This window comes from Acidovorax sacchari (assembly GCF_042847045.1).
Lineage (GTDB): Bacteria > Pseudomonadota > Gammaproteobacteria > Burkholderiales > Burkholderiaceae_C > Paracidovorax > Paracidovorax sacchari.
In genome coordinates this window covers 5,134,798-5,160,816 of the sequence record NZ_AP035783.1, presented here as the reverse complement: position 1 = coordinate 5,160,816, position 26,019 = coordinate 5,134,798, and the positions used below count along the sequence as shown (strand labels likewise).

Genomic DNA, 26,019 nt, shown 5'->3' with positions numbered 1-26,019 from the left:
TCCTGTGGCCGGCTTCGGCCCGGTCATCGGGACGTTACGTGATTTCACGACATTGGCTGCGTTGCAGGCGCCCCGTGCGGCGCCTTCGTGAATCAGGAGCTCCACCATGACCACCCCTTCCGCTGCCCCGGCGCAGCCCGACTCCGTGGCCACACGGACGTATCTTTCGCAGATAGGCACCCACCTGGGCATGCCGCCCGGCATCCTCGGGTCGTTGCAGTCCGGCGAGCCTTTCGTGGGGCCTTCGGGCCTGCTGTGCCGCATCCACGTCCGCCGGGACGAAGACCGCTGGGCCGCCTATCCGGAAGTCCTGCTGCCGCTGGCCGCTGCCGAACTCGGCGGGATGGACGTGCCGCGGCTGCTGGGCGTGCAGGAGCAACTGCTCGGTGGCGAGGGCTGGCTGCTGGGCCTCATGGAAGACGGGGGGCTTCTGGGCCTGCGGCCGCTGCAGGCGCGCCACGACGCCGCCCGCGTGGCGGCCGACATGGACCGCGGCCACCTGCTGGCGCGGGCCGCCCTGGATGCCCTGGTGCCGCCCGGAGACTCCGCACCGTCCGGAGCCGGGCCCGCCGCAGCGCCAGCCGAGGGGGCCGCGCCGTGATCCGCGGTTCCGAGCAGGCGCTGCTGCGCGGCACGCAAAGCCGGTCCGACCGGTTCCAGGATGCCGGGGAATCCTCGGCGCCCGCGCAGGGGCGGGAGACCGTGCCGTCGTCCCGCAGCCTGGTGCCGCCCCGGGAGCTGGCGGTACTCGGCGCCGCAAGACAGGCCCGCGCGGCCGGCCTCGACGGCTCGGCCTCCCATCGGCGGACGACCCTGCCGTCGGAGCCCGGCGGCAGCTCGCGCTTCTATTCCGCGCGCCTGGACCTGGATCTGGTGGATTTGCGGGGCTCGCAGCGCGAGCGGCCGAACGTCGAGGAGTTCTCCCGCAGCAACTCGAGGTCGTCCCTGGACATCGACACGGTGGAGCGGCGCGGCGTGGACCGCGAGGCCGCGGCCCAGGAGGCCAGCGGCGACGAAGGCGACGCAACGGATGCGGCCGTTGCCCGCCTGCGCATGCAGGTCATGGCCCACCTCGGCGCCATGCCGCTGGCCGAGGACGTGCAGGACCGCGCGGAGTTGCAGGCCCAGATGGAGGCGGAGTACGTCCAGTGGGCCGCGGACCGCCTGCTGGAGCGCCACAAGGCCTATGGCGCCACCGGGGGCTACCACTTCCGAGAACACATGCCGCCCGTGGGGTGGCAGCGTGCCTCCGTGGCCATCGCCTACGAAAGCCTCAAGGGCTTCATGACCTCGGCCACGCGCACGCCGTCGGGCGGCGCCATCTCGACGCTGCGAGACAACGAGGACGGGGACACCGCCTCCAAGATCTGGCCGGCCGTGTACGGCGGCATGGTGGCGGGCATGGTGAACTACCTCACCGAGTCCATCGTGGTGCCGGCCATGGACCGCCGTTCGCGCGTGGCGAACATGCCGGGCTTCAAGGCGGTGGACCCGAAGGTGCTGGTTCCCGACCCGGCGCCCGTGCAGCTGGAAGTGACTGCCGGCGGCGCCAAGCGCTTCTGGCGACCCGCGCGGGATTCGGAGGTGGGCCGCACGTCCACCACGGAAGATGTGGTCCGTCCCACCCGCAATGCCCTGCGCGGCGTCGCGTTCGACCACCGCAAGCTCGTGGAGACGCGCCAGAAGCTCATGGACGGCAAGGCCGAGGCCGCGCTGCTCAAGCCGGTGCTCACGGCCAGCGCCAACGCCACGCGCCGCAGCCTGAGCAGCGAGGAGACGCTGGCGTCGCCCCTGCGTGCCCTGGGCTTCGGCGCGGTGGCTTCGGGCACCGCGTCGGCGGTGAACAAGGCGCTGCTGGAAACGACCAAGGCCCTGCCGCGCACCGGGCAGGTGGCGGTGTCCGACCTGGTGGGCGGCACGCAGCGCGTCAACCTCTTCCGGCTGGCGCTGCCCGACGATACCCAGGCGCCGCTGCAATGGCGCGATGCCCGGCGCCTGCCCGGCTTTGCCTGGAACGTGGCGCAGGAATCCGTGCCGCTGCTGGGCGAGGCTTTCCGCACGAGCGCCGGCGCGTTCCATGCCGCGCGCGACTTCTTCGTGCGCAGCGTGGGCGGCAACGTGGTGATCGGCGCGGTGGCCTCCGCGGCCGGCCTGCAGTTCGCCTCGATCGTCCGGGGCCGCTATGGCGTGCCCGACGGCGACGAGCCGCCCAATTCCCTGGGCGGGGTGATGCAGCAGGCCGGGCAGAGCTTTTTCAGCGAACTGGGCTGGAGCGGCTGGAAGGCGCTGATGGGCGACATCAGCGGCGAGCTGACGTCGCGCCTGGACCGCCGGCGCGACCAGACGCAGGAGCGCCTCTGGCGCGAGGCCCGTGGCGAGATGCGCGCGCTGGACCCGGTGCTAGGGTCCCTGCTGAGCGCGTCGATGCGTTCCTTCGTGCCGCCCGCACGCCAGCCCACCGCGGAGTCCTCCGATGCCGCGCTGCGCCGTGCAGAGGAGGGCCGCGCCCCGGTGCCCGCGACCGGGGGGGGCGCCGTGCGCGACCACGTGGCGCAGGCGCTGGCGAGCCTGGCGGACCTGATGCGGGCGAGCCCGCAGGGCATCATCGCGCATGGCGCCGTGGCATCGGCCGCGGACAGCCTGCGCCAGCTGACCAGCGCGCACGGCGACGACATCCTGCACCTGCACGGCGTGGACCGCGCCCGGCTGCTGGACGTGCAGGCCCGCCTGGAGCGCGTGGTGCGCCACCTGGAGCAGCGCGAGGCGCTCATCGCCTGGCGTGAAGGGCCCCGGCCGCACGCCGACTGACCCTGGGCCCGGCCCGCTCAGATCGCCAGCGGATCCACGTCCACCAGCCAGCGCACCAGCCCCCGGTGCGCCGGGTCCGCGCGGCAGGCGTGCAGCAGCGGCTGCCAGGCCGCCAGGAAGCGCTGCAGCGCCGCGCGGCTCGGGCTCTCCAGCAGCATCTGCGCGCGCTCCACGTTGGCCACGCGCTGGATCGCCAGGGGCACGGGCGGGAACACCGTCACCTGCTCCAGCCCCGGAAGGCCCGCCTGCCGGGCTGCCTCGGCGCATCCGGCCAGGAAGGCCTGCGCCACCTCCTGCGTGCGCGCGTCGGCACGCACCAGCGCCTGGAACGCGAAGGGCGGCATGGCGGCCTCGGCGCGCTCGGCGAGCTGCCGCGCGGCGAAGGCCGGGTAGTCGTGCCGGCGCAGCGCCGCGTACACGGCATGGTCGGGGTGGTAGGTCTGCACCCACATCTCGCAGGCGCCGCCCTGGGCGGCGACGTAGCCCGCGTCCCGGCCGGCGCGGCCCGCCGCCTGCATGAGCAGCGCGAACAGCCGCTCGGGCGCCCGGAAATCGCTGGAGAACAGCGCGCCGTCCGGCTGCACTGCCGCCACCAGCGTGATGCGCCGGAAATCATGCCCCTTGGCGACCATCTGCGTGCCCACCAGCACGTCCACCTCGCCTGCATGCACCTGGGCGAGCTGCTCTTCCAGCGCGCCCTTGGCTTTCGTGGTGTCGGCGTCGATGCGGGCCACGCGCGCGGCGCGGCGCTCCGGCGTGATCACGTTGCGCAGCAAGGCGGCCAACTGCTCTTCCAGTTGCTCGGTGCCGCGCCCGATCGGGGCGATGTCCGGGTTGCCGCAACCCGGGCAGGCATAGGGCACGCGCTGCGCGAACCCGCAGTGGTGGCAGCGCAGCGAACGGTCGATCTTGTGGAACACCTGGTGGGCGCTGCAGTGCGGGCAGTCGCTCTTCCAGCCGCATTCCGTGCAGTGCAGCACCGGGGCGAAGCCGCGGCGGTTGAGCAGCACCAGGCACTGCTCGCCGCGCTCCACGCGCTCGGTGATGGCGGCCACGAGCGGCGGCGAGAACACGGCGCCGCGCGGTTGCTGCGCCATGTCCACCAGCCGCACGCGCGGCAGTGCGCCCGCGCCGATCCGGCTGGGCATGTGCAGCCGCAGGTAGCGCCCGCCCGGGTCCCCGTCTGCGGGCGGGCGGCTCGCGTGCCAGCTCTCGAGCGACGGCGTGGCCGAGCCGAGGATCACCTTGGCGCCCTGCTCGCGCCCGCGCCAGATGGCCAGGTCGCGGGCGGAATAGCGCGCGCCCTCCTGCTGCTTGTAGCTGGCGTCGTGCTCCTCGTCCACCACGATGAGCGCCAGGCCCGGCAGGCTCGCGAACACCGCCATGCGCGTGCCCAGCACGATGCGCGCCTGGCCTGCGTGCGCGGCCAGCCAGCTTTTCAGCCGCTGCGGGTGGGTCATGCCGCTGTGCAGCGAGACCACGCTGTCGGCCCCGTAGAGCGGCGCGAAGCGCGCCAGGAACCGCGCCTCCAGCTGCGGCGTGAGGTTGATCTCCGGCACCATCACCAGCACCTGGGCGGCGGGGTCGGCTGCCAGGGCCTGCTGCACGCAGCGCAGGTACACCTCGGTCTTGCCGCTGCCCGTGCTGCCGTAGAGCAGGAAGGGGCCAGGCCGGGCAGCGATGGCGTCCGTGGCCGCCTGCTGCTCGGCGCTCAGGGCATGGGGCCCGGGCGCATAGGGCGGCGCGGCTTCCCCGGCCGTGGCGGCCGGCGCACGCCGCAGGCGCCGAGCGAGCTGCGCGGGCGTGAGGTCGCGCAGCTGCGGCGGCAGGGCGGCAAGCGCCACCTCGCCGAGCGCCCGCTGGTAGTAGCGCGCCGCGAAGGCCACCAGCCGCCGCCAGGCCGCGTCCAGCGGCGCCAGCCCCTCCAGCACGCCCGCCACCGGCCGCACCGCGGCGCCGCGCGGCAGCTCCGGCGCGTCGGCCGGCGCATCCCACACCACGCCCAGCACTTCGCGCGTGCCCAGGGGCACCCGCACCAGCGTGCCCGGCTCCAGCGGGTGTGCGCTCGCATAGCTCAGCGGACCGCCCACCGCGCTGTGCGCGGGGGTCTGGACGGCAACCGAGACGATCGTGCCGCCGGTGGTCACGGCGGGTGGCGATGCGGCGGACGTGGGCTGGGAGAGGGGCTGGGACACGGAAGGGTCGGGGGGCGAGGGCCGGGGCGGCGCCCGAGTCTGCCGCAAGCGGCCGCCGGGTGCACGGAGGGATTTTCCGGCGGGGTGTGGATAACTTTGTGGGCATCCGGGGACATCCAGGGGGCAGGCGGTGCACAGCTGCCGCGCGCGAGGGTGTTCCGGAGTTCCCAGGGTGACGAAAAAATCCTTGTGAATCAAGGCTGTTGGGCGAACTGTTTCAAGTCCCGTCTTCGACTCCGGCCTGTGGATTGCTGCGCCGCCGCATGCGCCGGAGTGTGCATAAGTGGCCTTGTCAAGAGTTCCGCAGCCCCCTGGATTGTGGTAGGAGGGGGCTTTCTGTGCGGTTCTGCCTTCGGTTCACCCGGCAAGTGCTTGATTTGACGGGGGTTTTGGAGAAATCCAGAGTTTCTGTGGATAACTTTGTTGATATCCACTGTGTACCGCGCGCAGGCCCTTGAAAACACGGGCTTCCGTCACGCTGCCCGGAAATTCGGCAGCAGCCCTGCTTCCCATATGAATCAATGACTTGGCGCTGTTCGAAGAAATCGTCGGGGCCGTCACGCCGTGCACTCGCCAGCCGCTCGGCTGCACCGCCGTGGTGCCGGCGATGTGCATAAGTCAAGGTGCGGCGGGTGCCCGGCTGCCCGCCTCAGGCGCGTCGCGTGCCCGCCGCTGCGCGCATCGCCCGGGAGTGGCCGTGCACCGCTTCCACCAGGGCGGCGACGTGTTCCGGCGGCGTGTGCTGACTGATTCCGTGGCCCAGGTTGAAGATGTGCGTCGGGCCGGTGGTGCCACGGTCCGTGTGCGGGGCGCCGAAGCGGTCCAGCACGGCCCGCGCCTGGGCGGCGATCGCCTCCGGCGGCGCGAACAGCACGTTCGGGTCGATGTTGCCCTGCAGCGCCTTGCCCGGGCCGCCCACCGCGCCGCCCACCAGCGCGCGGGCGCGGGCCAGGTTGGCCGTCCAGTCCAGGCCCAGCACTTCGCAATCCAGGCCCCTCATGTCTTCCAGCCACAGCGCGCCGCCCTTGGTGAACACGATGCGCGGCACATCGGTGCCGTCCACGCCGGTGCGCTTCAACTGCGCCAGCACGCGCGCGGTGTAGGCCAGGCTGAACTCCTGGAAGGCACCGTCGGCCAGCACGCCGCCCCAGCTGTCGAACACCATCACCGCCTGCGCGCCCGCGTCGATCTGCGCGTTCAGGTAGGCCGCCACGGCATCGGCATTGATCGCCAGGATGCGGTGCATCAGGTCCGGCCGGGAATACATCAGCGTCTTCACCAGCCGGTAGTCGTCGCTGCCCTTGCCTTCCACCATGTAGCAGGCCAGCGTCCAGGGGCTGCCGGAAAACCCGATCAGCGGCACCCGGCCGTCCAGCGCACGGCGGATGGAGGTCACGGCGTCGAACACGTAGCGCAGCTTCTCCATGTCGGGCACGGCCAGCTGGTCCACCGCGGCCTCGTCGCGCACCACGCGGGCGAAGCGCGGGCCCTCGCCCTCGGCGAACGACAGGCCCAGGCCCATCGCGTCCGGCACCGTCAGGATGTCGGAGAACAGGATCGCCGCATCCAGCGGAAACCGCTCCAGGGGCTGCAGCGTGACCTCGGTCGCGTAATCCACGTTGGTGGCCAGCCCCATGAAACTGCCCGCGCGTGCGCGCGTGGCCTTGTATTCGGGCAGGTAGCGGCCGGCCTGGCGCATCAGCCACAGGGGCGTGTAGTCGGTGGCCTGGCGACGGCAGGCGCGCAGGAAGGTGTCGTTCTGGAGCGGGGCGAAACTCATGGCGGGCATTGTCGCAGGGCCCGCCGCCGCCCTGCGCCCATGGACTGGCCGGCCTTGCCCCAGATCAAGCCGCGGGCCCGCCACCCGGGGCCGGACCCCGCCGCCCTCCGGTCCGCGCGCCCCCGCTGCGCGGCGGAAACGGCGCCGCGCCCGCCGGCTGCCGCTCCAGCTGCGCGGCCCGCTCCTGCAACTGCGCCAGGCTGCGGTCCAGGGCGTCCAGGTGCTCCGCATCCAGGCTCAGCGCCAGATCCCGGTTGATGGCCCGCACCTCCGGCCACAGGGCGGCATGCAGCCGCGTGCCGGCCTCCGTCAGGTACAGCCCCGCCGGCCGGCCGTCCGCCAGGGGCTTGCGCTGCACCAGGCCCTTGTCCTCCAGCGAGCCGATCGCCCGCGACACCCGCGCGCGGTCCAGCTCCAGCCGCACCGCCAGCACCGAAGACTGCAGCCCCGGCTCCTGCGCCAGCCACATCACCACGCCCCACTCGCGGCGCGTGATGCCGTGGCTGCGCTCGCACAGGCGGGTGACCAGGCGGCCCGAGGCCGCCGCCAGCTTCACCAGCCGGTACAGCAGCAGGTCGCCGGGCTGGGCCGGCGCCGCCAGCGGGTTGCCTTCCGAAGGGCTGGACGGGACGGACGGGGAGGCGGGTGCGGAACGGGCGGCAGGACGGGAGGGGCGCGTCGCCATGCGGGAATGTCCTCATCGGGGTTGATTTGAACAATTGTCGCGCCGCTGCGTACAGTGCCAGCCATCCCTGCCGATGGAGTGCACCGCCATGACCCTGCGCCGCGAATTCCTCTTGAACACCCTGGCCCGCCCGGCCCTGCTGGGCGCCGCCGCCTCCCTGGGCGCGGGCGCCGCGCTGGCCCAGGCGCAGGACGCGCCCCTGCGCATCGTCGTCGGCTACGCCCCCGGCGGATCGAGCGACCGCGTCGCGCGCATCGTCGGCGACAAGCTGCAGCGCGTGCTGGGCACCCCCGTCATCGTCGAGAACAAGGTCGGCGCGGGCGGCCGCATCTCCGCCCAGTACGTCAGGAACGCGCCGCCCAACCAGCCCATGCTGCTGCTGGCCAACCCCGCGGTGATGGTCGTCTCGCCCCTGGTGGTGAGCGACGTGGGCTACCAGCCCGACCAGGATTTCGTGCCCGTGAGCGAGGTCAACAACTACGTCTTCGGCGTGGCCGTGGGCGCCGCCGTGCCCGTGCGCGAGATGCAGCACCTGCTGGCCTGGATGCGCGCCAACCCGCGCTCGGCCAACATCGGCGTGCCCGCCACCGGCAGCCTGCCGCACTTCTTCGCCCTCATGCTGGGGCAGAAGGCCGGCATCACCGTCGAGGCCGTGGGCTACCGCGGATCGGCCCCGCTCATCACCGACCTGATCGGCGGCCAGATCCCCGTGGCCGTGGACACGCTGGACGCCCTGCAGCCCCAGCACGAGGCCGGCAAGCTGCGCCTGCTGGCCGTCTCCAGCGAGCAGCGCCTGCCCGAACTGCCCCAGGTGCCCACGCTGCGCCAATCCGGCGTGGACCTGGCCGCCTCCGGCTGGAACACCCTGTTCGCGCCGCGCTCCATGCCCGCCGCGCAGGTGGACCGCTATGCCGCGGCCGTCCACAAGGTGATGCAGGACAAGGACGTGGTCAAGCAGTTCAAGGACAACCACCTGGACCCCGTCGTCAGCACCCCCGCGCAGACGCGCCAGAGCATCGCCGCCTACCGCAAGCAGTGGGAGCCCGTGATCCGCAACTCCGGGTACCGCCCATGACCGCCGTGCACGGGAGCACCCCCGCGGGCCGCGCTGCGCCGCGGCCCCACATCGTCTTCATCGTCGCCGACGACCTGGGCTACGCCGACCTGGGGTGCTACGGCGGGCGCGATGCCGCCTTCGGTCCCGTCTCGCCCGTGCTGGACCAACTGGCCGCCGGCGGATTGAAGTTCACCCAGGGCTACTCCAATTCGCCCGTCTGCTCGCCCACGCGCTTCGCGCTCATGACGGCGCGCTACCAGTACCGCCTGCGCGGCGCAGCAGAGGAGCCCATCCGCACCGCCACCCGCGGCAACGACCGCCTGGGCCTGCCGCCCGCGCACCCCACGCTGCCCTCGCTGCTCAATGACGCCGGCTACCGCACGGCCCTCATGGGCAAATGGCACCTGGGCTATCCGCCGCATTTCAGTCCCATGAAGTCGGGCTACGAGGAATTCTTCGGCCCCATGTCGGGCGGGGTGGACTACTTCACCCATTGCGGCGCCAACGGCACGCACGACCTCTGGTTCGGCGAAGAGGAAAAAGCCCAGGAGGGCTACCTGACCGACCTCATCACCGACCACGCGGTGGACTACATCGAGCGCATGGCCGCAGGCGCGAAGCAGGGCGTGCCCTTTTTCCTGAGCGTGCACTACACCGCCCCCCACTGGCCCTGGGAAACCCGCGACGACGAGGCCCTGGCCCACGAGTTGCGCGACAGCAGGCAGGCGATCTACCACCTGGCCGGCGGCAACGTGGAAACCTACCGCCGCATGATCCACCACATGGACGAAGGCATCGGCCGCATCATGGACACGCTGCGCGCCCACGGCCTGGAGCGCGACACCCTCGTCGTCTTCACCAGCGACAACGGCGGCGAACGCTTCTCCGACAACTGGCCCCTGGTGGGCGGCAAGATGGACCTGACCGAAGGCGGCATCCGCGTGCCCTGGATCGCCCACTGGCCCGCCGCCATCGCCCCCGGCGGCACCAGTGCCCAGCCCTGCCTGACCATGGACTGGAGCGCGACGATGCTGGAACTGGGCGGCGCGCAGCCGCACCCCGACTACCCGTGGGACGGCCAGACCCTGGCCCCGCTGTTGGAAGACGCCGCCTGGACCGCCGACCGCCCCCTGTTCTGGCGCATGAACCACCGCGGCCAGCGCGCCATGCGGCACGGCGACTGGAAATACCTGCGCGTGGATGGCGTGGATTACCTGTTCAACCTGGCGCAGGACGAGCGCGAGCGAGCGAACCTGGCGCCGCTGCAGCCTGGAAGGCTGGCGGAGATGGTGCAGGCATGGGAAGCGTGGGAGGCGACCATGCCTGCGATTCCGGGGGATGCGACGGTGAGCCTTTGCTATACCCAGAAGGACATGCCGGGGCGGTAGGGTCTACGCACGTGGCGCATGCGCTCTTGTGGCTCATTAAGTGCCCTGCGAAGACGGAATCCCGCGACGTAACGTTTCAACAATGCATTAGTTTAATTTTTAGCATGCTGGCTTGCGCAGAGCCTTCGGATGTCTCCGTTTTCATAAAATCTCCAAATGGCCCACACTCACGCGCTGATCAACCCTGCGATGCTTCGCTGGGCGCGTGGACGTGTTGGACTAGACGTCAGCGAAGCGGCGCTTGCCACGGGTGTGAAGCCCGAGCAGTTCCAGCGATGGGAGCAGGGAGACGCTCAACCGACCTTCAGGCAAGCGCAGCATGTTGCAAGTGCTCTGCATGCACCGTTCGGCTATCTCTTCTTGCCTGAGGCCCCAGCCGATGAACTCGCTTTGCCCGACTTACGCACTGTGGGTGGGGCTCCTGTCGGCAGGCCGAGCGTCGACCTCATGGAAACGGTTCGCCATGCCATGCAGCGGCAGGACTGGTTTGCAGAGTATCTTCAGGAGCAGGGCGCCGAGCCCCTGCCATTTGTAGGTCGGTTCAACACCAACTCTGACGTGTTGACGATTGCCGAGGACATCCGTCAGGTTCTGGGCGTTGACGTCGAGCAAGGGCAACGTGACTGGGAAACGTACTATCGCCAGTTGATTGAAGCGGCGGAGCGTGCAGGGGTGTTAGTGATGCGCAGCGGCATTGTCGGCAACAACACGCATCGCAAGCTCGACGTCGGCGAGTTTCGAGGTTTTGCCATTAGCCACTCGTTGGCGCCGGTCGTCTTCATCAACTCTTCCGATGCGCCATCGGCCCGGCTGTTTACGCTATTGCATGAGCTGGCTCACATATGGCTTGGCAGCAGCGGAATTTCTAATGCTGCGCCTGGGAACACCCGCCATGAAGAGGTTGTGTGCAACCGCGTCGCGGGTGAATTCCTGGCCCCATCGGTTGTCTTTGGTGCATTGTGGGCAGCGTCTACTCAAGACTTGGCTGTTCGTGTGGCCAATCTTGCACAGCGATTTCATGTCAGCCGATTAGTCATCATTCGCCGCGCCTTGGACATGGGCCTGGTCGATCAAGCAACATACTCGAGTTTCTATCGAGCAGAACTCGATGCCTTTCGCGCAATGGAGGGCGGCGGGGGGAGCTTCTATCGGAATGCCGCAACCAAGAACAGCGCCCGCTTTGCCAAAGCTGTCGTTGCCGAGGCATTCAGCGGCCGCTTGCTGCTGCGCGATGCCGGCAAACTGCTAGGTGTCCAGCCCTCGAAGATACGTGACTTCGCCGGAAAGCTCGGCGCATGACCTATTTGCTTGACGCCAACACACTTATCGAAGCGAAGAATCGCTATTACCGTATGACAGTCTGCCCGGCCTACTGGACTTGGGTGCAGCGTAGTTATGGTGCCGGGGTTGTCTCAAGCATTGAACCTGTCGGCGTTGAACTCAGACGAGGCAATGACGAACTTGCGGAATGGGCCAAGAATCAGACGGGTCTCTTCCAGCCAGTCAATGATGAAGCCACGCAGCAGGCTTTTATGGATGTCGCTGCACATGTTGCTTCCCAGGCCTCTGGCATGAAAATCGGGGCGCTTGAAGAGTTCTTGGATGGCGCGGATCCCTGGCTCATTGCCAAGGCAATGACCAAACAGGGCGTTGCCATCGTCACTCACGAGCAATTCAATCTGCAGTTGCGGCGCAAGTACAGCATCCCAAATGTGTGCCAACATTTCGGTGTGGCCTGGATCGATACATTCGAACTGCTCAGTCAAACTGACGCAAGGTTTGTCCTCGCGGAGTGAATGAACAACTTGAGAGGCCCTTCCTGCTCTTCTCGTCCTGATTTGGCTCAGCCCTTGGTGCAATCCAATAGGCCAGCTGTGCCCTCCACTGACCCATGTGGTGCAAGCGCCAGGACATCTTCAATGATGTATCACGCCCCTGCCCTTGCTGGCAAACGTAGTGATCAGGACCCTGTCCTCAAATTCACCTGGCAATGAGCGGGCAGGTGCGTTCGTATTTCAGTCAGTGGTCGATTTGGGTGCGGTCAGCGGTGTGTTCGATTCGGCTACACACCAGGCATTCACCTGTCGCATCGGTTTCCAGCGAGTCAGACCATGACCCCTCAATTCCTGCACGACATCACATCCAACCCAGCCAATGCCGCCATCCTCGCGCGCTGGAATGCCCTGCCGCCCGCTCTCCCAAACGCATGGCTTGTCGCCGGCTGCCTGTTCCAGACCATCTGGAACCTGCAGTCCCACCGCCCCGCAGATGCCGACATCAAGGACTACGACCTCTTCTACTTCGACGACAAGGACCTGAGCGAGTCGGGCGAAAAGGCAGCGCAGGCCCATGCGGACTCGGTGCTGTCCGACCTGGGCGTCACCGTCGAAGTCGCGAACCAGGCCCGCGTGCACCTCTGGTACCCCCAGCACTTCGGGCGCCCCTGCCCACCGCTCACCTCGTCCGAGGACGGAATCCGGCGCTTTCTCGTCCTCGAATCGTGCGTAGGCGTTCGGCCTGGCGCGTGCCACGCTCCGTACGGGGTGGATGGCGTCTATGCCGGCACGCTGTCGCCCAACCCCCTGACCCCGTACCCCGAACTGTTCGCGGCGAAGGTGGCGAGTTATCGCGCGCGGTGGCCGCACCTCGCGGCGAAAGTGCCGGAGGCGAGCCGCGTCTGATCTGGCCCGATCAATCCAGCGTCCCTCCTTCCACCAATCGCACCACCAGCGGATGCATCACCTTCCTCGCACTGAAGATCAGGTGGAACTGCTCCTGCACGTCCGCCGTCGTCCCCACCGCCACCAGCCCGTGCGTGCGCGCCAGGTGCTCCCCCATCGACTCCGGCGCAGGCATCACGCCCATGCCCGTGCTCGCGAACGTGGCGAGCAGGGCGCTGTCCTCGAACTCCCCCGCAATCCGCGGTCGGATGCGTTCCCGCTCCAGCCAGTGGTCGATGCGCGCCCGCGCGGCGGCGTGTTCGGTCGGTAGCAGCACGGGCACGACGGCGAGGCTCTGGGGGAAATTCCGGGCGGCCGCCTCGGCCCACTGGGGCGGCGCGTACCAGGCGATGGGGCTGGTGCCCAGGAGCTGGCTGGTGGTCTTCAGGGCCGGGTTGGGCGGGGCGGGGCGGTCGGCCAGCACGGCGTCGAGCTTGTGCAGGGCGAGTTCGCCCAGCAGGGGCTGGAATTCGCCCTCGTGGCACAGCAGGCGCAGGTGGGGGGCGTCCAGCACGGGGGTGAGCAGGCGGTGCACGGCCACCTTGGCGATGCCGTCCGAAATCCCCAGGTTCAGCCGCAGGATGCGGCCGGTGGCGGCTTCGGCCACGCGGTGCTGCAGTTGCTCGCCCAGGGCGAAGATCTGGTCGGCCTCGTGCATGGCGGCCACGCCCGCGTCGGTGAGCACGAGGTTGCGGCCTTCGGCGCGCAGCAGGGCGGTGCCCAGGTCCTTCTCCAGGGAGCGCACCTGGGCGCTGATGGTCTGCACGGCCATGTCCAGGCGCTCGGCGGCGCGGGCCACGCCGCCTTCCTTGGCGACCACCCAGAAGTAATACAGGTGCCGGTAGTTGAAGCGCTGGCTCATTTTTTGTAGGACAAGGAAGCAAAACAGTTCGTAAAAACCGAAGTGATCTTACGGCCGGGCTATCTTCCTTTCCGGATCCGCAGGCCCGACAGTGCGGGTTCGCATTCCCTCTTTTTTGTCTCCACTTCGATTGCCCTCCATCATGACCACCACCCGACTTCTTCTGGTGCCGCATGCCGCACCGCCGGGCGCCGAGCCAGCCGGGCCCGGCGTTTTTGCGTTTTCGCTCCTGCCGCTGACCACGGCCACGACGCGCCGCGTGCGCCGGGAGGGCTGACACCATGGTGGAAACCATCGGAACCCCCTGGATGTGGGCCGGCTTCGGCCTGTTCGTGGTCGTGGCGATCGCCATCGACCTGCTGGTCATGGAGCGCCAGGGCGCGCACAAGGTGACCATGAAAGAGGCGCTCAAGTGGAGCGTGCTGTGGTTCTCGCTCGCGTTCGTGTTCGTCGCCATCCTCTGGTGGTACCTGGACGGCTCGCAGGGCCGGGAGGTGGCCAACACGGTGTCGATGCAGTTCATCACCGGCTACCTCGTCGAGAAAAGCCTGTCGGTGGACAACATCTTCGTCTTCCTGATGATCTTCAGCTACTTCGCCGTGCCGGCGGAGTACCAGAAGCGCGCGCTGATCATCGGCATCATCGGCGCGATCGTGCTGCGCACGGTGCTGATCCTGGCGGGCGCCTGGCTGCTGGCCACGTTCCACTGGCTGCTGTACGTGTTCGGCGCGTTCCTGGTCATCACGGGCGTGAAGATGTGGATCGCCGCGGGGCAGGAGCCGGACATCTCCACGAACCCGGTGCTGAAATTCCTGCGCAAGCGCATCCGCATGTCGGATACGTTCGACGGCGAGAAGATGACCACGGTGGTGGGTGGCGTGAAGTTGTTCACCCCGCTGTTCGTGGTGCTGATCATGATCGGCGTGACGGACGTGATCTTCGCGGTGGACAGCATCCCGGCGATCTTCGCGATCACGAGCGATCCGTTCATCGTGCTCACGGCCAACATCTTCGCGATCCTGGGCCTGCGCGCGCTGTACTTCCTGCTGGCCGACCTGGCGGACCGCTTCCACCTGCTGGCCTACGGCCTGGCGATGGTGCTGGTGTTCATCGGCGCGAAGATGCTGCTGATCGACCTCTACAAGATCCCGATCGGCTATGCGCTGCTGGTGACGGGGGCGCTGATCGCCGGCTCGATCGTGGCGTCGCTCTGGACGTCGCGCGGCAAGGACGGCGGTGGTGGTGGCGGTACGCCTCCTGCGCTGCCGGGCAAGGGCGCCTGAGGCCGGCCTGAACGGGAAAGACCGACACCATGGATCTGACGATGATCGAGGCCGTGATGGCCACCCTGCTGGCCGCGTTTGCGCTGACCACGTTCCTGAGCTGGCGGGGCGGCAACGAGCGCCGCGACGTGCGCCTGCTGGCGGCCCTGACCGGCGCCTGGGGCGCGGCCACCGCGGTGGCGGTGGCGCTGTGAGCGGCGCCGGCTCGGTGGCCGGGTGGCTCGCGCAGCCGCTGGCCCGTGCGATGACCGGCGTGCGCCGTTGGTTGCGACGCCAGGAGCCGGCCACCCGCGCGCTGATGGAGCGGCCGTCCCTCTCGCGGCTGCGCCCCTGGCTGGAGCGGCGCCAGCTGCTGTGCCTGCGGCGCGAGGCGCTGGCGCGCGGCGCCGCGGCGGGGCTGTTCTGCGGGTTGATCCCCGGGCCGCTGCAGATACCGGCCGCGGTCGCCACCTGTGCCGCATTGCGCGGCAACGCAGTGGTGGGCGCCGCGGCCACGCTCTACACCAATCCCCTGACCACGCTGCCGCTCTATGCCCTGGCCTTCCAGGTGGGCGCCTGGGTGCTGCCGGGCGAGCAGCGGCTGCCGGCCTGGGAGGGCTGGTCCGCGGCGGGCGGCGTGGAGGCCATGGCCACGTGGATGCACGCATTGGGCGCGCCGCTGGCCGTGGGGCTGCCGCTGCTGGCGCTGGCTTTCGCGGTGATGGGGTATGCGCTGGTGCAGGCGCTGTGGTGGGTGCCGGTGTGGCACCGGGCGCAGAGGATGCGGTGAGGCGCTGGCGTCCCCCGGCCGTTCAGCGGTCAGGCATGGCGCGGGCGCCGAACGCCGAGACGGTGGCCAGGGCGATCAGCAGCGCGCCGTAGCCCAACGCCGTGGCGTGCAGCCCGTACAGGCCCGTGAGCAGGCCGGCGGCGATGGCGGGCAGGCTGAAGGCGAGGTAGCTCAGCACGAAGAAGCTGGCCATCAGGCCGGCGCGGTCCTGCGCGGAGGCCATGGGCACGAGGCAGCGCACGGAGGCGTTGAAGCCGGCGCCGAAGCCCAGGCCCGCCACCAGCGTGCCCCCGAAAAACGCCACCGGGCTGTGCCGGGCCACGCCCGCGAGGGTGATGGCCAGGCCCAGGGCCAGCGCCGCGGCGCTGCCCTGCAGCACGCCGCGCGGCGGGCGATGGCGCACGGCGCCGATGGCGAGGGCGCCGGGCAGCACGAGCGCGGCGATCAGCAGGCCGCCGACGAGCGGCGAGGCGCTGTGCGTGATCAGCTTGCCCAGCGAGGGGCCGAGCGAGAGGTAGAAGCCGCCGAGCGCCCAGCCGGCCGTGCTGAGCGGCAGGATGCGCAGCAGCGGGGCCCGCGCGGCGTGCGGCACGTGCATGCGCGGCACCAGCGAGCGCCAGGCGCCGGGGCGGCGCGACACCGTCTCGGGCAGCCAGAAGGCGGCGGCGCACTGCAGCGCGATCACCACCAGCAACAGCTCGAACACCAGGTGCGTGGGCGAGGGCAGGTACTGCACCAGTACGCTGGTGCCAAGGGCGCCGATGGCCATGCCGATCATGGGCGCCACGCTGTTCATCAGCGGGCCGCGCACGGGGTGCAGGTCCACCAGCAGGGCGCTGAGCGCGCTGGTGGCCATGCCCGTGGCCACCCCCTGCAGCACGCGCGCCGCGACCAGCCAGCCCACGGATTCGGCCTGCCAGAAGGCCACCACCGAGACGAACTCCAGCGCCAGCGCCGCGATGACCACGTTGCGGCGGCCCACGTGGTCCGACAGCGCTCCGAAGCACAGCAGCGCGGCGAGCAGCGCGAACGCGTAGCTGGAGAAGACCACCGTGAGGCTGAAGGCCGAAAAGCCCCACATCTCGCGGTAGATCGCATAGAGCGGCGAAGGCGCGCTGGATGCGGCGAGGAACATCATCAGCACGGACACCGCGAGCCACAGCGCGGCATCGGGCCCGAGCCGGCGCGCGGGCCAGGCAAGGGGCAGGGACGAGGGAGTGGGAGACAGGGCGGTGGGCATGGCTTTAACGCTAAAAAATTGCGTTAGCGGATTCTCTCACTAAAGCAAAGTCTTTGCTTTACGGCAGGAGAGGCAGGCCGGCCTCTCCTAGAATCGCCGCATGACGTCTGGAGCCACCACCCGATTGCGCCCCGGCGGGCGCAGTGCCCGCGTGCAGGCCGCCGTGCACCAGGCCGTGCGCGACCTGACGGCGCTGCACGGCCGCGAAGCGCTCACCATCCCGCAGATCGCGGTGCAGGCGGGTGTCACGCCGTCCACCATCTATCGCCGCTGGGGCGACCTGGCGGAACTGCTGGCGGACGTGTCGCTCGAGCGCATGCGCGACGAGGCCGGGCCGCCCGACACCGGCAGCTTCCGCGGCGACCTGCTGGCCTGGGGTGAGCAGTTCCTGGAGGAGATGTCGTCCGGCCCGGGCCGGCAGATGCTGAAGGACGTGCTCTCCGCCAGCGGCTACGGGGATGGCTCCGCGCCCTGCCAGTGCCTGCAGATCACCGCGGGTCAGATCACCATGATGGTGGAGCGCGCGCGGTCCCGCGGGCAGGTGACGCCCTCGGTGGACTGCGTGCTGGACACGGTGGTGGCCCCCATCATCTACCGCCTGCTGATGGGGGCGGACACGCCCACGGTGCAGCAGGTGGTGCAGTGGGTGGATGCCTGCATGGCGCGCTAGCACGGTGCCTTCGTCGCGGGACGGCGGGGTGGCGCACCGCGGATGTGGAATCTCCGCATCTGGCCCGCACCGGAGGGAATGGGGCGTGGCACGATGGCTGTATCGCCGCGATGCCGGCAGGAGCGCCGTCATGGTTTCTGTTCCGTTCCCCTGCCTGCCCCGCGTGGCGATGGCGGTGCTGTGCTTCTCCTGGCCGGCCGTGGAGGCGGCGGCTGGCAAGGCTGCCACGCCAGAGAGGGCAGCCGTGCCGGTCTGGACCAATTCGCTGGGCATGCGGTTCGTGCGTGTTCCCGCCGGGAGTTTCCGCATGGGCAGCGACGAGCCCGTGGAACGCCTGGCCCGCGACTACCCCGGCATGGAGGCCAGCCGCCTGGCGGCCCTGGATGACGAGGCGCCGGTGCACACCGTGCGCATCACCCGCGCGTTCTACCTGGGGCAGACGGAGGTCACGGTGGGGCAGTTCCGGCGGTTCGTGCAGGCGTCGGGCTATCGCGCCGAGTCCGAGGCCGATGGCACGGGCGGCTATGGCTACAACCCCGCCTACGATCCGGCCACGACGGCGCGCGGCGATGCGTTCGAGGGGCGCAGTCCGCGCTATTCATGGCGCGATCCGGGCTTCGCGCAGGGCGACGACCATCCGGTGGTCAATGTCACCTGGCACGACGCGCACGCCCTGGCCGCGTGGCTGAACGCCACCGAGGGCCACCGCTACCGGCTGCCGACCGAAGCGGAATGGGAATATGCCTGCCGCGCGGGCCGGCAGGCGCGCTACGGCCATGGGAACGATCCGGCGGCGCTGGCGCGCCATGCCAATACGTTCGACCAGGATGCCGCCCCGTATTGGCCGCGCTGGCAGGCGCAGGCCGTGCCGGGCCACGACGGGAACGCGTTCACCGCCCCCGTGGCGAGCTATCCGCCCAACGCCTTCGGGCTGCATGACATGAACGGCAACGCCTGGGAATGGGTATCGGACTGGCATGCCGACGACGCCTACGCGCGGTCGGTGCGCGACGACCCGCAGGGCCCCGCCACGGGCACGGTACGCGTGCGGCGCGGGGGCTCCTGGCACACCTGGCCGCTGTATGCGCGCTGCACCTATCGCAACTGGAACAGCCCGGAGACGCGGTACACGCTGGTCGGGATGCGGCTGGTGCGGGAGATCCCGCCGGTGCCACGCCCGCGGCGGTAGCGTGGCATGCATTCCGGGCTACAGAGCCGCCAGCGCCGTGCGCAATTCCCTCTCCCCCAGGATCTCCGAGAACACCACCGGCTGCCGGCCGGGCGCCTGCAGCACATAGACCGGCACGCCGCTGCGCCCCAGCTGCGCCAGCGCGGCGGTGATGGCGGGATCGCGGCGCGTCCAGTCGGCGCGCAGCAGGGCCACGTTGCGGCCCGCGAATTCGCGCAGCACGGCGTCGCTGGCGAGGGTGGTTTTCTTGTTGAACTGGCAGGTGACGCACCAGGCGGCGGTGTAGTCCACGAACACGGGGCGGCCCTGGGCGAGCAGTTCTTCCGCGAGGCCCGGGCGCCAGGGTTGCCAGGCCGACGCGGCGGCGCCGGATGTGCCCGGGGTGGCGGAGGCGGCCAGGGGCGGGGCGGTTTCGGTGATCTTGGGGACGGCCGCCACGGCCAGGGCCGCGAACACGGCCAGCGACAGGGGCGCCAGTGCCAGGCGCGCGCGGCCCGCGAGCGTGCAGGCCCACACGACCATGCCGAGCGCGACGAGCAGCGCGAGCAGGGCGGCCGCGCCGTCGATGCCGCTTTGCTGGCCCAGCACCCAGACCAGCCAGACGACGGTGGCGAACATGGGGAAGGCGAGGAAGCGGCGCAGCGTGTCCATCCAGGCGCCGGGGCGGGGCAGGGCGCGGGCGACGGCGGGCACCCAGCTCGCGGCCAGGTAGGGCAGGGCGAGGCCGATGCCGAGCGCCGCGAACACCGCCAGCGCCTGCGCGGCCGGCAGCGTGGCCGTGAGGCCGACCGAGGCGCCCATGAAGGGGGCGGTACAGGGCGAGGCCACGGCCACGGCGAGCACGCCGGTCAGGAACGCATCGGCCACGGGATGGCGCGCCTGCAGGCCCGCGAGCGAGGAGGGCAGCATGCGGCCGAACTCGAACACGCCGGAAAGGTTGAGGCCGATCAGCGTGAACAGCCCGGCCAGCACCGCGACCACGGCGGGCGACTGCAGCTGGAAGCCCCAGCCGACGGCCTCGCCGGCCGCACGCAGCGCCAGCATGGCGCCGCCCAGGGCCAGGAAGGAGAGCACCACGCCGGCCGTGTAGGCGATGCCGCCCAGCCGGTGGGCACGCCGGTCCTGCCCGTGGCGCGCGAAGCCGGCCACCTTGATGGCGAGCACCGGGAACACGCAGGGCATGAGATTGAGCACCAGCCCGCCGAGCAGGGCGCCCAGCAGCGCGGCCGCCAGGACGCCGGCCGGTGCCGGGGTGGCCGGTGCCGCGGGAGCCGCTGGCGATGCCTGTTGCGCATTCGCGCGCAGGGCGGCCTCCAGGGCGGGCGAGACGGTGGCCATGGAGGCCGGCCGGGGCCAGCCGCCTTCCACGGGAAGTTCGGCGCGCCACCCCCGGCCGCCCTGCGCGAGCACGACGGGCAGGGGCATGGGGCCTTCGCTGCGCTGGGCGGAGAGCGCCACGCGCGCGGTCCAGACGTCGCCCTGCCAGTCCTGCGTGCCGTCGTCGGCGGTCTCGATGATGCCGGGCGTTTCGGGGAAGAAGTCCAGCGGCTTGCCGCGCACCGCCTCGGGCAGGCCGGCCACGGTGAGCACCAGCATGCCGCGCTCCACGCGCGCGTGGCTGCGGGTGCCGCCGGTGGCGGCGGCGGGCGGGGGGGGCAGGGGCTGCGGATGGGCCTGGCGAGCCGCCTCGAAATCCTGCGCCTGTCCGGCGGTGGTGCTGGCGATGGGCACCTGCAGGGTGAAGGTGCCCTCTTCGGGGATGCATTCCTTGCGGCAGACCAGCCAGGAGGCATGCAGGGTGAAGGTGGCGTTGCGCGCCAGCGGGCCCGGCGAGAACGCGCCGGAGACGGTCATGGGCACGGGCAGCAGCACCGTGCCCTCGTAGCCGTAGTTGGCCAGCGTGCCGATGGGGATCTTGCGCGGCACGGGCCAGGCGATCTCGCCCGCGTCGATGCCCGGCGGCAGCTGGCGCCATTCGACCTGCGTGGGCAGGCCGGAGTCGCCCGGGTTCTTCCAGTAGGTGTGCCACTCGGGCTGGTGCGTGATCGACAGGCCCAGCCAGAGCGGCTTGCCCGGGCCCACGCCGTCGGGCGCATGCGCCACCAGCTCGGTACGCACGTGCGGGGTGGTGACGGTGCTGCTGCCGGCCACGGTGCCGGCAGGGGCGCCGCCGGCGGGCTGGGACAGCAGCTGGGCGGAGGCCGGGGCCGCCAGGGCGCAGGCAGCCAGGAGGGCGAGGGGCGGCAGCAGGCGCTGCAGGAGGCGGACGGACATGGCGCGGGTGAGAGCGGCGCGGGCGGCGTTGGTTCCTGGATGCGCGCTCAGGCCGCGAAGCCGAGCACCACGCGGCGGGCCATGGCGCCTTTTTTCTCGATTTTGGTGACGACCACCGCGCCGATCTCGGTGGTGTTGGCGACGTGGGTGCCGCCGCAGGGCTGCAGGTCGATCTGTGCCTGGCCTTCGCTGCCCACGCGCACCGTGCGCACCTGGCCGCTGCCGCGCGGCGGCTGCACGCTCATGCTCTTGACGAGGTCGGGCCGGGCGTCCAGCTCGGCGTCGGTGATGGCGCCGATGGTGACAGGGTGCGCCTCGGCCACGAGGCGGGCGATGCCGGAATTCAGGGCGGCGGCGTCCAGCGGGCCGTCCATGTGGAAATCCAGCCGCGCGGCGTCGGGCGTGACCGAGCAGCCGTTCACGGGCTGGGCCACCAGGTGGCACAGCAGGTGCGTGGTGGTGTGGAAGCGCATCAGCCGGTGGCGGCGCTCCCAGTCGATGCGGGCGGTGACTTCCTCGCCCACGGCGGGCGGCTCGGCGCCCGGGGCCGGCACGTGCACGATGGCGGCCGTGGGCCGGCCCTCGGCGTCCTTGCCCTTGCGCGTGTCGGCGATGGGCACCTCGCGCCCGTCGGCCCGCACCAGCACCCCGGCATCGCCCGCCTGCCCGCCGCCCAGGGGATAGAACACCGTGCGGTCGAGCACGATGCCGCCGTCGGGCAGCACGGCGGTCACGGTGGCGCGGCACTCGCGCAGGTAGGCGTCTTCGCGGAACAGGTCGCGGGTGGGAGTGGCGAGGGCTTCGGCGTGGGTCATCCGGCGATGGTAGCGCCGGCTCCGGGGGCGGGAGCGCTTGCGTTCCAAAGCCTGCGCCGGGCGCTCCGGATTCATCGATGGCCTGCCCCACGGGTGGGCTCCCGGAATGTGGAATCCGCACGGCCGCCGCATAATGCCCTGGTGATGCGGGACGCACGCCTTGCGTCTCTGCATCCGAACCATCTTGTTTGTCCCGGTGACTCCCTTCCTGCCCCGCCTCCGCCGCCTGGCCCCGCTGGTCCTGGCGTGGTGGATGCTCGCCTTCGGCATGGCCGCGGCGTCGCCGCTGCTGCATCCGCAGAGCCTGCAGGTGGTCTGCAATGCGGCGGGCGCTGCCAAGCTGGTGGTCATGCGGGATGACGGCAGCGGACTGCGCGAGATGGGCCAGCATGGCCTGGATTGCGCGCTGTGCCTCGCGCCCGGGGCTCCGCCGCCCGTGCCGGTGGTGCTGGCGGTGCCGATGGGGCAGCCGCTGGCGCATGCATTGCAGCCCGTGGAGGCCGCGCGCCTTGCGGCGCTGGTGGGCGCGCCGCTGCCGGCGCGCGGGCCGCCGAAGCGGGCCTGACCGGCCTGCCTTCTTCCGGCAGGGCTGCCGCGCTTCCAGGCTCCCCTGGGGCCGCCTTCGCGGCAGAGGTCTTCCTTCTTTCTTTTCGTCTCCCCGTTTTTTTCCCGTCACGGGCCGCGCTCGCGCGTGCCGGACGGGCACCGCTTGCGCGAGGTGGATATGGCCCGGCTTCGTCGTCGTCGCTTCCGTTTGTCTTTTCGTTTTTCTTTTCATTCTTCGCCTTCTTCCGTGTTCCGGCTTCCATGGCCCGCGGCCGCGCTGGCGGCCCTTCCCGCGCTGGCGGCCTGGGGGCAGGAGGTGCCCGGGGCCGCCGGCAGCCACGGTGCTGCGGCACCCTCCGTCCCGGCAGAGACCAGCCCCGCGCTCACGCTCGGCACGGTGGAGGTGCGCGAGGGCCCGGACGGCGCGCTGCCTGCGCGCAGCGTCTCCACATCCGTGGATATCGTGGGCGGCGAAGTGCTGCAGGACGCGCGCGTGGACCACACCTGGGAGCTGTTGGGCCGGGCGCCCGGGGTGCAGGTCACGCCGTTCCGGCAGGGGGTGGACGCGGGGCGGTTCTCCTTCCGTGGTTTCAATGGCGAGGGCCGGGTGAATGCGGTCAAGCTGCTGATCGACGGCATCCCGTCGAACGACAACGCGGGCGGCATGCCCTTCCTGGATGCGGTGTTTCCACTCGATATCGAGGCGGTGGAGGTGGTGCGCGGCACGAACGACCCGCGCTACGGGCTGAACAACATCGCGGGCAATGTGAACGTGCTCACGCGCACGGGCGGCAACGAGGGCCGCGCGACGCTGGCGGCGGGCAGCTTCGGCACGCGCGACGTGCAGGTGGTCAAGGGCATCGAGTCGGGGCCCTGGAGCCAGAACTACGGGGCGTTCTGGCGCACGGGCGACGGCTGGCGCGACCACGCGGAGGGCACGCAGCGTGCGCTGTCGGGCAAGTGGTTCTATACCGATCCGGGTGGTGGCTGGCGCGCAGGCCTTACGGCACGCTACTTCCGCAACGCGGCGGATGAGTCCGGCTACCTGACGCGCGAGCAGGCGTCGGCGCAGCCGCGCTGGTCGCCGCCGTGGTCGGCCTCGGACCGCAGCACGCGCGAGACGGAGCAACTCGGCCTGCACTGGGAGGCCCGGCTTGCCGAGCGCCTGTCGTGGACGGCACGCGCGTATGCCAACCATTACGAGAACCAGCGCTGGGTGCGGTTTTCGCAGGCCGGCGTGCAGCAGGAGCGCGACAACGACGAGGACCAGCGCGGGCTGTCGGGCGTGCTGACATGGCGGCCTGCGGTGGCGTGGGCACACGCGTTCACGCTGGAAGGCGGGGTGGACGCGCAGTGGCAGGACAACGCCGCGCAGCGCTGGCGCACGGCCGAGCGCGTGCGCACTCCGCAGTTCCGGGACTGGGATTTCGATGTGCACACGCAGGGGGCATACGTGCAGGCGGTGGTGCAGCCGGTGGCGTCGCTGCGCATCGTGCCGGCGCTGCGCGTGGACCGGCTGGGCGGAGATTTCACCGACCGGCTGACGGGGCAGCGCTACGGCATGCACGATTACGGCACCATCCGCCAGCCCAAGCTGAGCGTGGCCTGGACGGCCCGCGAGGGCGTGACGCTGTATGCGAATGCGGGCCGCACCTTCCAGGTGGGCACGGGCATCGACGCCTACCGCACGCAGGCGCGCGACCTGGGCCCGTCGATCAACGACGGCTGGGAGACGGGCGTGCGCTGGCAGCCCGCGCCGGGCTGGGAAGCGCGCGTGGCCACGTGGCAGCAGCGCGCGTCGGGCGAGGTCGCGCGCGTGCTGGGTGTGGACGGGCTGCCCGATCCCGGCGGGCTGGGCAACGTGGGGCGCACGCGGCGCAAGGGATGGGACGCGCAGCTGGGCGCCCGCCTGGGCGCACGCTGGACGGGCTGGGTTGCCTATTCGCACCAGGTGGCGCGCATCACCGTGCCCGATCCGTCGGCACCGGACACCGCCGGGCGGGAGGTGGAGAACGTGCCCCGCTACCTGGCGAGCGCGGGCGTTCAGGTGCGCGCCACGGAGGTGCTGCGCCTGTCGGCCACGGTGACGGCCCAGGGCGACTACTACCTGGACCGCACCAACACCCAGGGCCGCGCGGGCCGCTACGCGCTGCTGGACCTGGGCGCCACCTGGCAGCTCTCGCCGACGGCGGACGTGGGCGTGCAGGTGCGCAACGCGACGAACCGGCGCTATGTCTATGCGTGGTATGACAGCGGCTCCTCGGGCTATTCGCCGGGCGATGGCCGCAGCGTCGCGGTCAGCCTGGGGTGGAGGTTCTGACGATGGCATCGACCACCAAGACCGCCGGCGCGATCACCGCCGGGAGCCTGTACCGCGCGGTGTGGCGCTGGCATTTCTATGCCGGGCTGCTGGTGCTGCCGTTCCTGGCCTGGCTGGCGGTGACCGGCGGGGCGTTCCTTTTCCAGAGAGAGATCGACGGCTGGGTCCACCGCGACCTGCTGCGGGTGGCGCAGCCCGTGCCCCCCGGCGCGGCCCGGCCGCCCAGCGCGCTGGTGGCTGCTGCGCTGGCGGCGCAGCCGGGGCAATGGTTCCGCTACACGCCGGCCGCGGGGCCGGGTGACAGCGCGAACGTGGGCATCGCCACCGCGGACGGGCGGCGCGTGGCGGTGTATGTGGATCCGGGTTCGGCGCGGGTGCTGGGGCAGTTGCCGGAGCGGGGCACGCTGTCGTGGCAGATCCGGCGGCTGCACAGCCTGAAGGTGATCGGCCCGGTGGCGCGCGGCGTGATCGAGATGGCCGCGGGCTGGGCCGTGGTGCTGGTGGCGACGGGGCTGTACCTGTGGTGGCCGCGCGGACGGCGCGGCGGCGTGGTGACGGTGCGCGGGCGCCCGGCCGAGCGGGTGTTCTGGCGCGACCTGCATGCGGTGCTGGGCCTGGGCGTGGGCGCGATCCTCGCGTTCCTGGCGCTGACGGGCATGCCCTGGTCGGTATTCTGGGGCGCGCAGGTGAATGCCTGGGCGAACGGCAGCCACTGGGGCTATCCGGCCGGCGTGCGCGTGCAGCTGCCGATGTCGGCCGTGCCCGTGGCGGACACGCTGGCCGTGCCGTGGAGCCTGCAGCAGGCGCGCGTGCCCGTGGCCTCGGCCGGGGAGCATGCAGGGCACGGCGCAGGGGCGGACGTATCCGCCGCCGGGCCGCAACCCGTGCCGGCCCTGCCGCCGATCGGCCTGGATGCCGCGATGGCGGTGTTCACGCGGCTGGGCCTGGCGCCGGGCTTCGGCGTGGCTGCGCCGCAGGGCGCGGGCGGCGTCTATACCGCCTCGGCCTATCCGGCCGATCTCGGCCGGCAGAGGGTGGTGCATCTGGACCAGTACAGCGGCCGGCCGCTGCTCGACATGGGCTATGCCGACTACGGGCCGGTGGCGCGGGGACTGGAGTGGGGCATCAACGTCCACCTGGGGCAGCAGTACGGGGTGGCCAACCAGATCGTGCTGGCCGTGGCCTGCGCCGGCATCGTGCTGCTGTGCGTCGCGGGCGCGGTGGCGTGGTGGAAGCGCCGCCCAGCCGGGGGGCTGGGCGTGCCGCCACTGCCGGCGCAGCCGCGCGCGCTCTGGGTGGTGGCCGGGATGATGGCCGTGGCCGGCGTGCTGCTGCCCCTGCTGGGGCTGTCGCTGCTGTGCATGCTGGCGGTGGACGCCGCCTGGCGCAGGAGCCAGGCGGGCGCTTTGCAGGGGTAG

24 protein-coding genes are annotated in these 26,019 nt (G+C 71.0%); 16 read left to right on the top strand and 8 right to left on the bottom strand.

All coding sequences use genetic code 11. The features are described 5' to 3' along the window. Positions 1-106: 106 nt before the first annotated feature. The gene (locus ACGHC0_RS22855) at positions 107-601 is read left to right on the top strand and encodes a hypothetical protein (RefSeq protein WP_415266854.1); all 495 of its coding nucleotides are present in this window, start codon (positions 107-109) and stop codon (positions 599-601) included. Continuing rightward, the gene (gene xopF2, locus ACGHC0_RS22850; protein ID WP_415266853.1) at positions 598-2,808 is read left to right on the top strand and encodes a type III secretion system effector XopF2; all 2,211 of its coding nucleotides are present in this window, start codon (positions 598-600) and stop codon (positions 2,806-2,808) included. Before ACGHC0_RS22855 ends, xopF2 begins: the two co-directional genes overlap by 4 nt. A gap of 17 nt (positions 2,809-2,825) precedes the next feature. On the opposite strand, the gene priA is transcribed toward xopF2, so the two are convergent. The 4 genes from priA to ACGHC0_RS22830 all read right to left on the bottom strand — a co-directional run bounded on the left by priA (position 2,826) and on the right by ACGHC0_RS22830 (position 7,468). Continuing rightward, complete coding sequence (priA, locus tag ACGHC0_RS22845; protein ID WP_368355690.1) at positions 2,826-4,955, bottom strand: replication restart helicase PriA; 2,130 nt, start codon at positions 4,953-4,955, stop codon at positions 2,826-2,828. Positions 4,956-5,360: 405 nt separating this feature from the next. Next, positions 5,361-5,618, bottom strand: a complete 258-nt coding sequence (locus ACGHC0_RS22840) for a hypothetical protein (RefSeq protein WP_128099242.1) — start codon at positions 5,616-5,618, stop codon at positions 5,361-5,363. Between the two features lie 34 nt (positions 5,619-5,652). Beyond that, positions 5,653-6,783, bottom strand: a complete 1,131-nt coding sequence (hemE, locus tag ACGHC0_RS22835; protein ID WP_415266852.1) for a uroporphyrinogen decarboxylase — start codon at positions 6,781-6,783, stop codon at positions 5,653-5,655. A gap of 64 nt (positions 6,784-6,847) precedes the next feature. After that, entirely contained in the window at positions 6,848-7,468 is a 621-nt protein-coding gene (locus ACGHC0_RS22830; RefSeq protein WP_415266851.1) for a MarR family winged helix-turn-helix transcriptional regulator, read from the bottom strand. A gap of 88 nt (positions 7,469-7,556) precedes the next feature. Between ACGHC0_RS22830 and ACGHC0_RS22825 the strand changes: the two genes are divergently transcribed. The 5 genes from ACGHC0_RS22825 (at position 7,557) to ACGHC0_RS22805 (ending at position 12,594) form a co-directional block, all read left to right on the top strand. Then, positions 7,557-8,543, top strand: coding sequence for a Bug family tripartite tricarboxylate transporter substrate binding protein (locus ACGHC0_RS22825; RefSeq protein WP_368353109.1), 987 nt, complete (start codon positions 7,557-7,559; stop codon positions 8,541-8,543). Continuing rightward, a complete protein-coding gene (locus tag ACGHC0_RS22820; protein WP_415266850.1) occupies positions 8,540-9,913 on the top strand; it encodes a sulfatase in 1,374 nt (457 codons plus the stop codon). The genes ACGHC0_RS22825 and ACGHC0_RS22820 overlap by 4 nt, the downstream gene beginning before the upstream one ends. Positions 9,914-10,069: 156 nt before the next feature. Next, positions 10,070-11,212 carry a helix-turn-helix domain-containing protein gene (locus ACGHC0_RS22815; protein ID WP_415266849.1) on the top strand — a complete coding sequence of 381 codons (1,143 nt, stop codon included), beginning with the start codon at positions 10,070-10,072 and terminating at the stop codon, positions 11,210-11,212. Further along, positions 11,209-11,709: a DUF4411 family protein gene (locus ACGHC0_RS22810; protein WP_415266848.1), complete on the top strand. Its 501-nt coding sequence runs from the start codon at positions 11,209-11,211 to the stop codon at positions 11,707-11,709. Before ACGHC0_RS22815 ends, ACGHC0_RS22810 begins: the two co-directional genes overlap by 4 nt. 315 nt (positions 11,710-12,024) lie before the next feature. Continuing rightward, entirely contained in the window at positions 12,025-12,594 is a 570-nt protein-coding gene (locus tag ACGHC0_RS22805; RefSeq protein WP_415266847.1) for a nucleotidyltransferase family protein, read from the top strand. Positions 12,595-12,604: 10 nt separating this feature from the next. On the opposite strand, the gene ACGHC0_RS22800 is transcribed toward ACGHC0_RS22805, so the two are convergent. Continuing rightward, positions 12,605-13,495: a LysR family transcriptional regulator gene (locus ACGHC0_RS22800; protein WP_415266846.1), complete on the bottom strand. Its 891-nt coding sequence runs from the start codon at positions 13,493-13,495 to the stop codon at positions 12,605-12,607. Between the two features lie 142 nt (positions 13,496-13,637). Between ACGHC0_RS22800 and ACGHC0_RS22795 the strand changes: the two genes are divergently transcribed. From ACGHC0_RS22795 to ACGHC0_RS22780, 4 genes are read left to right on the top strand one after another with little or no spacing between them, the layout of a single operon-like run. Next, positions 13,638-13,772 (top strand): hypothetical protein, encoded by a 135-nt coding sequence (locus tag ACGHC0_RS22795; RefSeq protein WP_269321410.1) that lies wholly within the window; start codon positions 13,638-13,640, stop codon positions 13,770-13,772. Positions 13,773-13,776: 4 nt separating this feature from the next. Then, complete coding sequence (locus ACGHC0_RS22790; protein ID WP_415266845.1) at positions 13,777-14,778, top strand: TerC family protein; 1,002 nt, start codon at positions 13,777-13,779, stop codon at positions 14,776-14,778. A 29-nt stretch (positions 14,779-14,807) separates the two neighbouring features. Further along, a complete protein-coding gene (locus ACGHC0_RS22785; protein WP_167539395.1) occupies positions 14,808-14,972 on the top strand; it encodes a hypothetical protein in 165 nt (54 codons plus the stop codon). After that, positions 14,969-15,547: a DUF2062 domain-containing protein gene (locus tag ACGHC0_RS22780; RefSeq protein ID WP_415266844.1), complete on the top strand. Its 579-nt coding sequence runs from the start codon at positions 14,969-14,971 to the stop codon at positions 15,545-15,547. The genes ACGHC0_RS22785 and ACGHC0_RS22780 overlap by 4 nt, the downstream gene beginning before the upstream one ends. A 22-nt stretch (positions 15,548-15,569) precedes the next feature. On the opposite strand, the gene ACGHC0_RS22775 is transcribed toward ACGHC0_RS22780, so the two are convergent. Continuing rightward, positions 15,570-16,787: an MFS transporter gene (locus ACGHC0_RS22775; protein ID WP_415266843.1), complete on the bottom strand. Its 1,218-nt coding sequence runs from the start codon at positions 16,785-16,787 to the stop codon at positions 15,570-15,572. A 100-nt stretch (positions 16,788-16,887) separates the two neighbouring features. On the opposite strand from ACGHC0_RS22775, the gene ACGHC0_RS22770 reads away from it, so the two are divergent. Both ACGHC0_RS22770 and ACGHC0_RS22765 read left to right on the top strand, forming a co-directional pair. Next, positions 16,888-17,457 carry a TetR/AcrR family transcriptional regulator gene (locus tag ACGHC0_RS22770; protein WP_415266842.1) on the top strand — a complete coding sequence of 190 codons (570 nt, stop codon included), beginning with the start codon at positions 16,888-16,890 and terminating at the stop codon, positions 17,455-17,457. Positions 17,458-17,626: 169 nt separating this feature from the next. Continuing rightward, positions 17,627-18,646, top strand: coding sequence for a formylglycine-generating enzyme family protein (locus tag ACGHC0_RS22765; protein ID WP_415268448.1), 1,020 nt, complete (start codon positions 17,627-17,629; stop codon positions 18,644-18,646). 18 nt (positions 18,647-18,664) lie between these two features. On the opposite strand, the gene ACGHC0_RS22760 is transcribed toward ACGHC0_RS22765, so the two are convergent. Then, on the bottom strand, positions 18,665-20,920 hold the full coding sequence (locus ACGHC0_RS22760) for a protein-disulfide reductase DsbD family protein (protein WP_415266841.1): 2,256 nt from the start codon (positions 20,918-20,920) through the stop codon (positions 18,665-18,667). Positions 20,921-20,967: 47 nt separating this feature from the next. Beyond that, positions 20,968-21,735, bottom strand: coding sequence for an alanyl-tRNA editing protein (locus tag ACGHC0_RS22755; RefSeq protein ID WP_415266840.1), 768 nt, complete (start codon positions 21,733-21,735; stop codon positions 20,968-20,970). 196 nt (positions 21,736-21,931) lie between these two features. Here ACGHC0_RS22755 and ACGHC0_RS22750 point away from each other — a divergent pair, with 196 nt between their 5' ends. From ACGHC0_RS22750 to ACGHC0_RS22740, 3 genes are all read left to right on the top strand, one after another. Continuing rightward, the gene (locus ACGHC0_RS22750) at positions 21,932-22,300 is read left to right on the top strand and encodes a DUF2946 family protein (RefSeq protein WP_368353088.1); all 369 of its coding nucleotides are present in this window, start codon (positions 21,932-21,934) and stop codon (positions 22,298-22,300) included. 189 nt (positions 22,301-22,489) lie between these two features. Next, the gene (locus tag ACGHC0_RS22745) at positions 22,490-24,601 is read left to right on the top strand and encodes a TonB-dependent receptor (RefSeq protein ID WP_415266839.1); all 2,112 of its coding nucleotides are present in this window, start codon (positions 22,490-22,492) and stop codon (positions 24,599-24,601) included. A 2-nt stretch (positions 24,602-24,603) separates the two neighbouring features. Further along, positions 24,604-26,019, top strand: a complete 1,416-nt coding sequence (locus ACGHC0_RS22740) for a PepSY-associated TM helix domain-containing protein (RefSeq protein ID WP_415266838.1) — start codon at positions 24,604-24,606, stop codon at positions 26,017-26,019.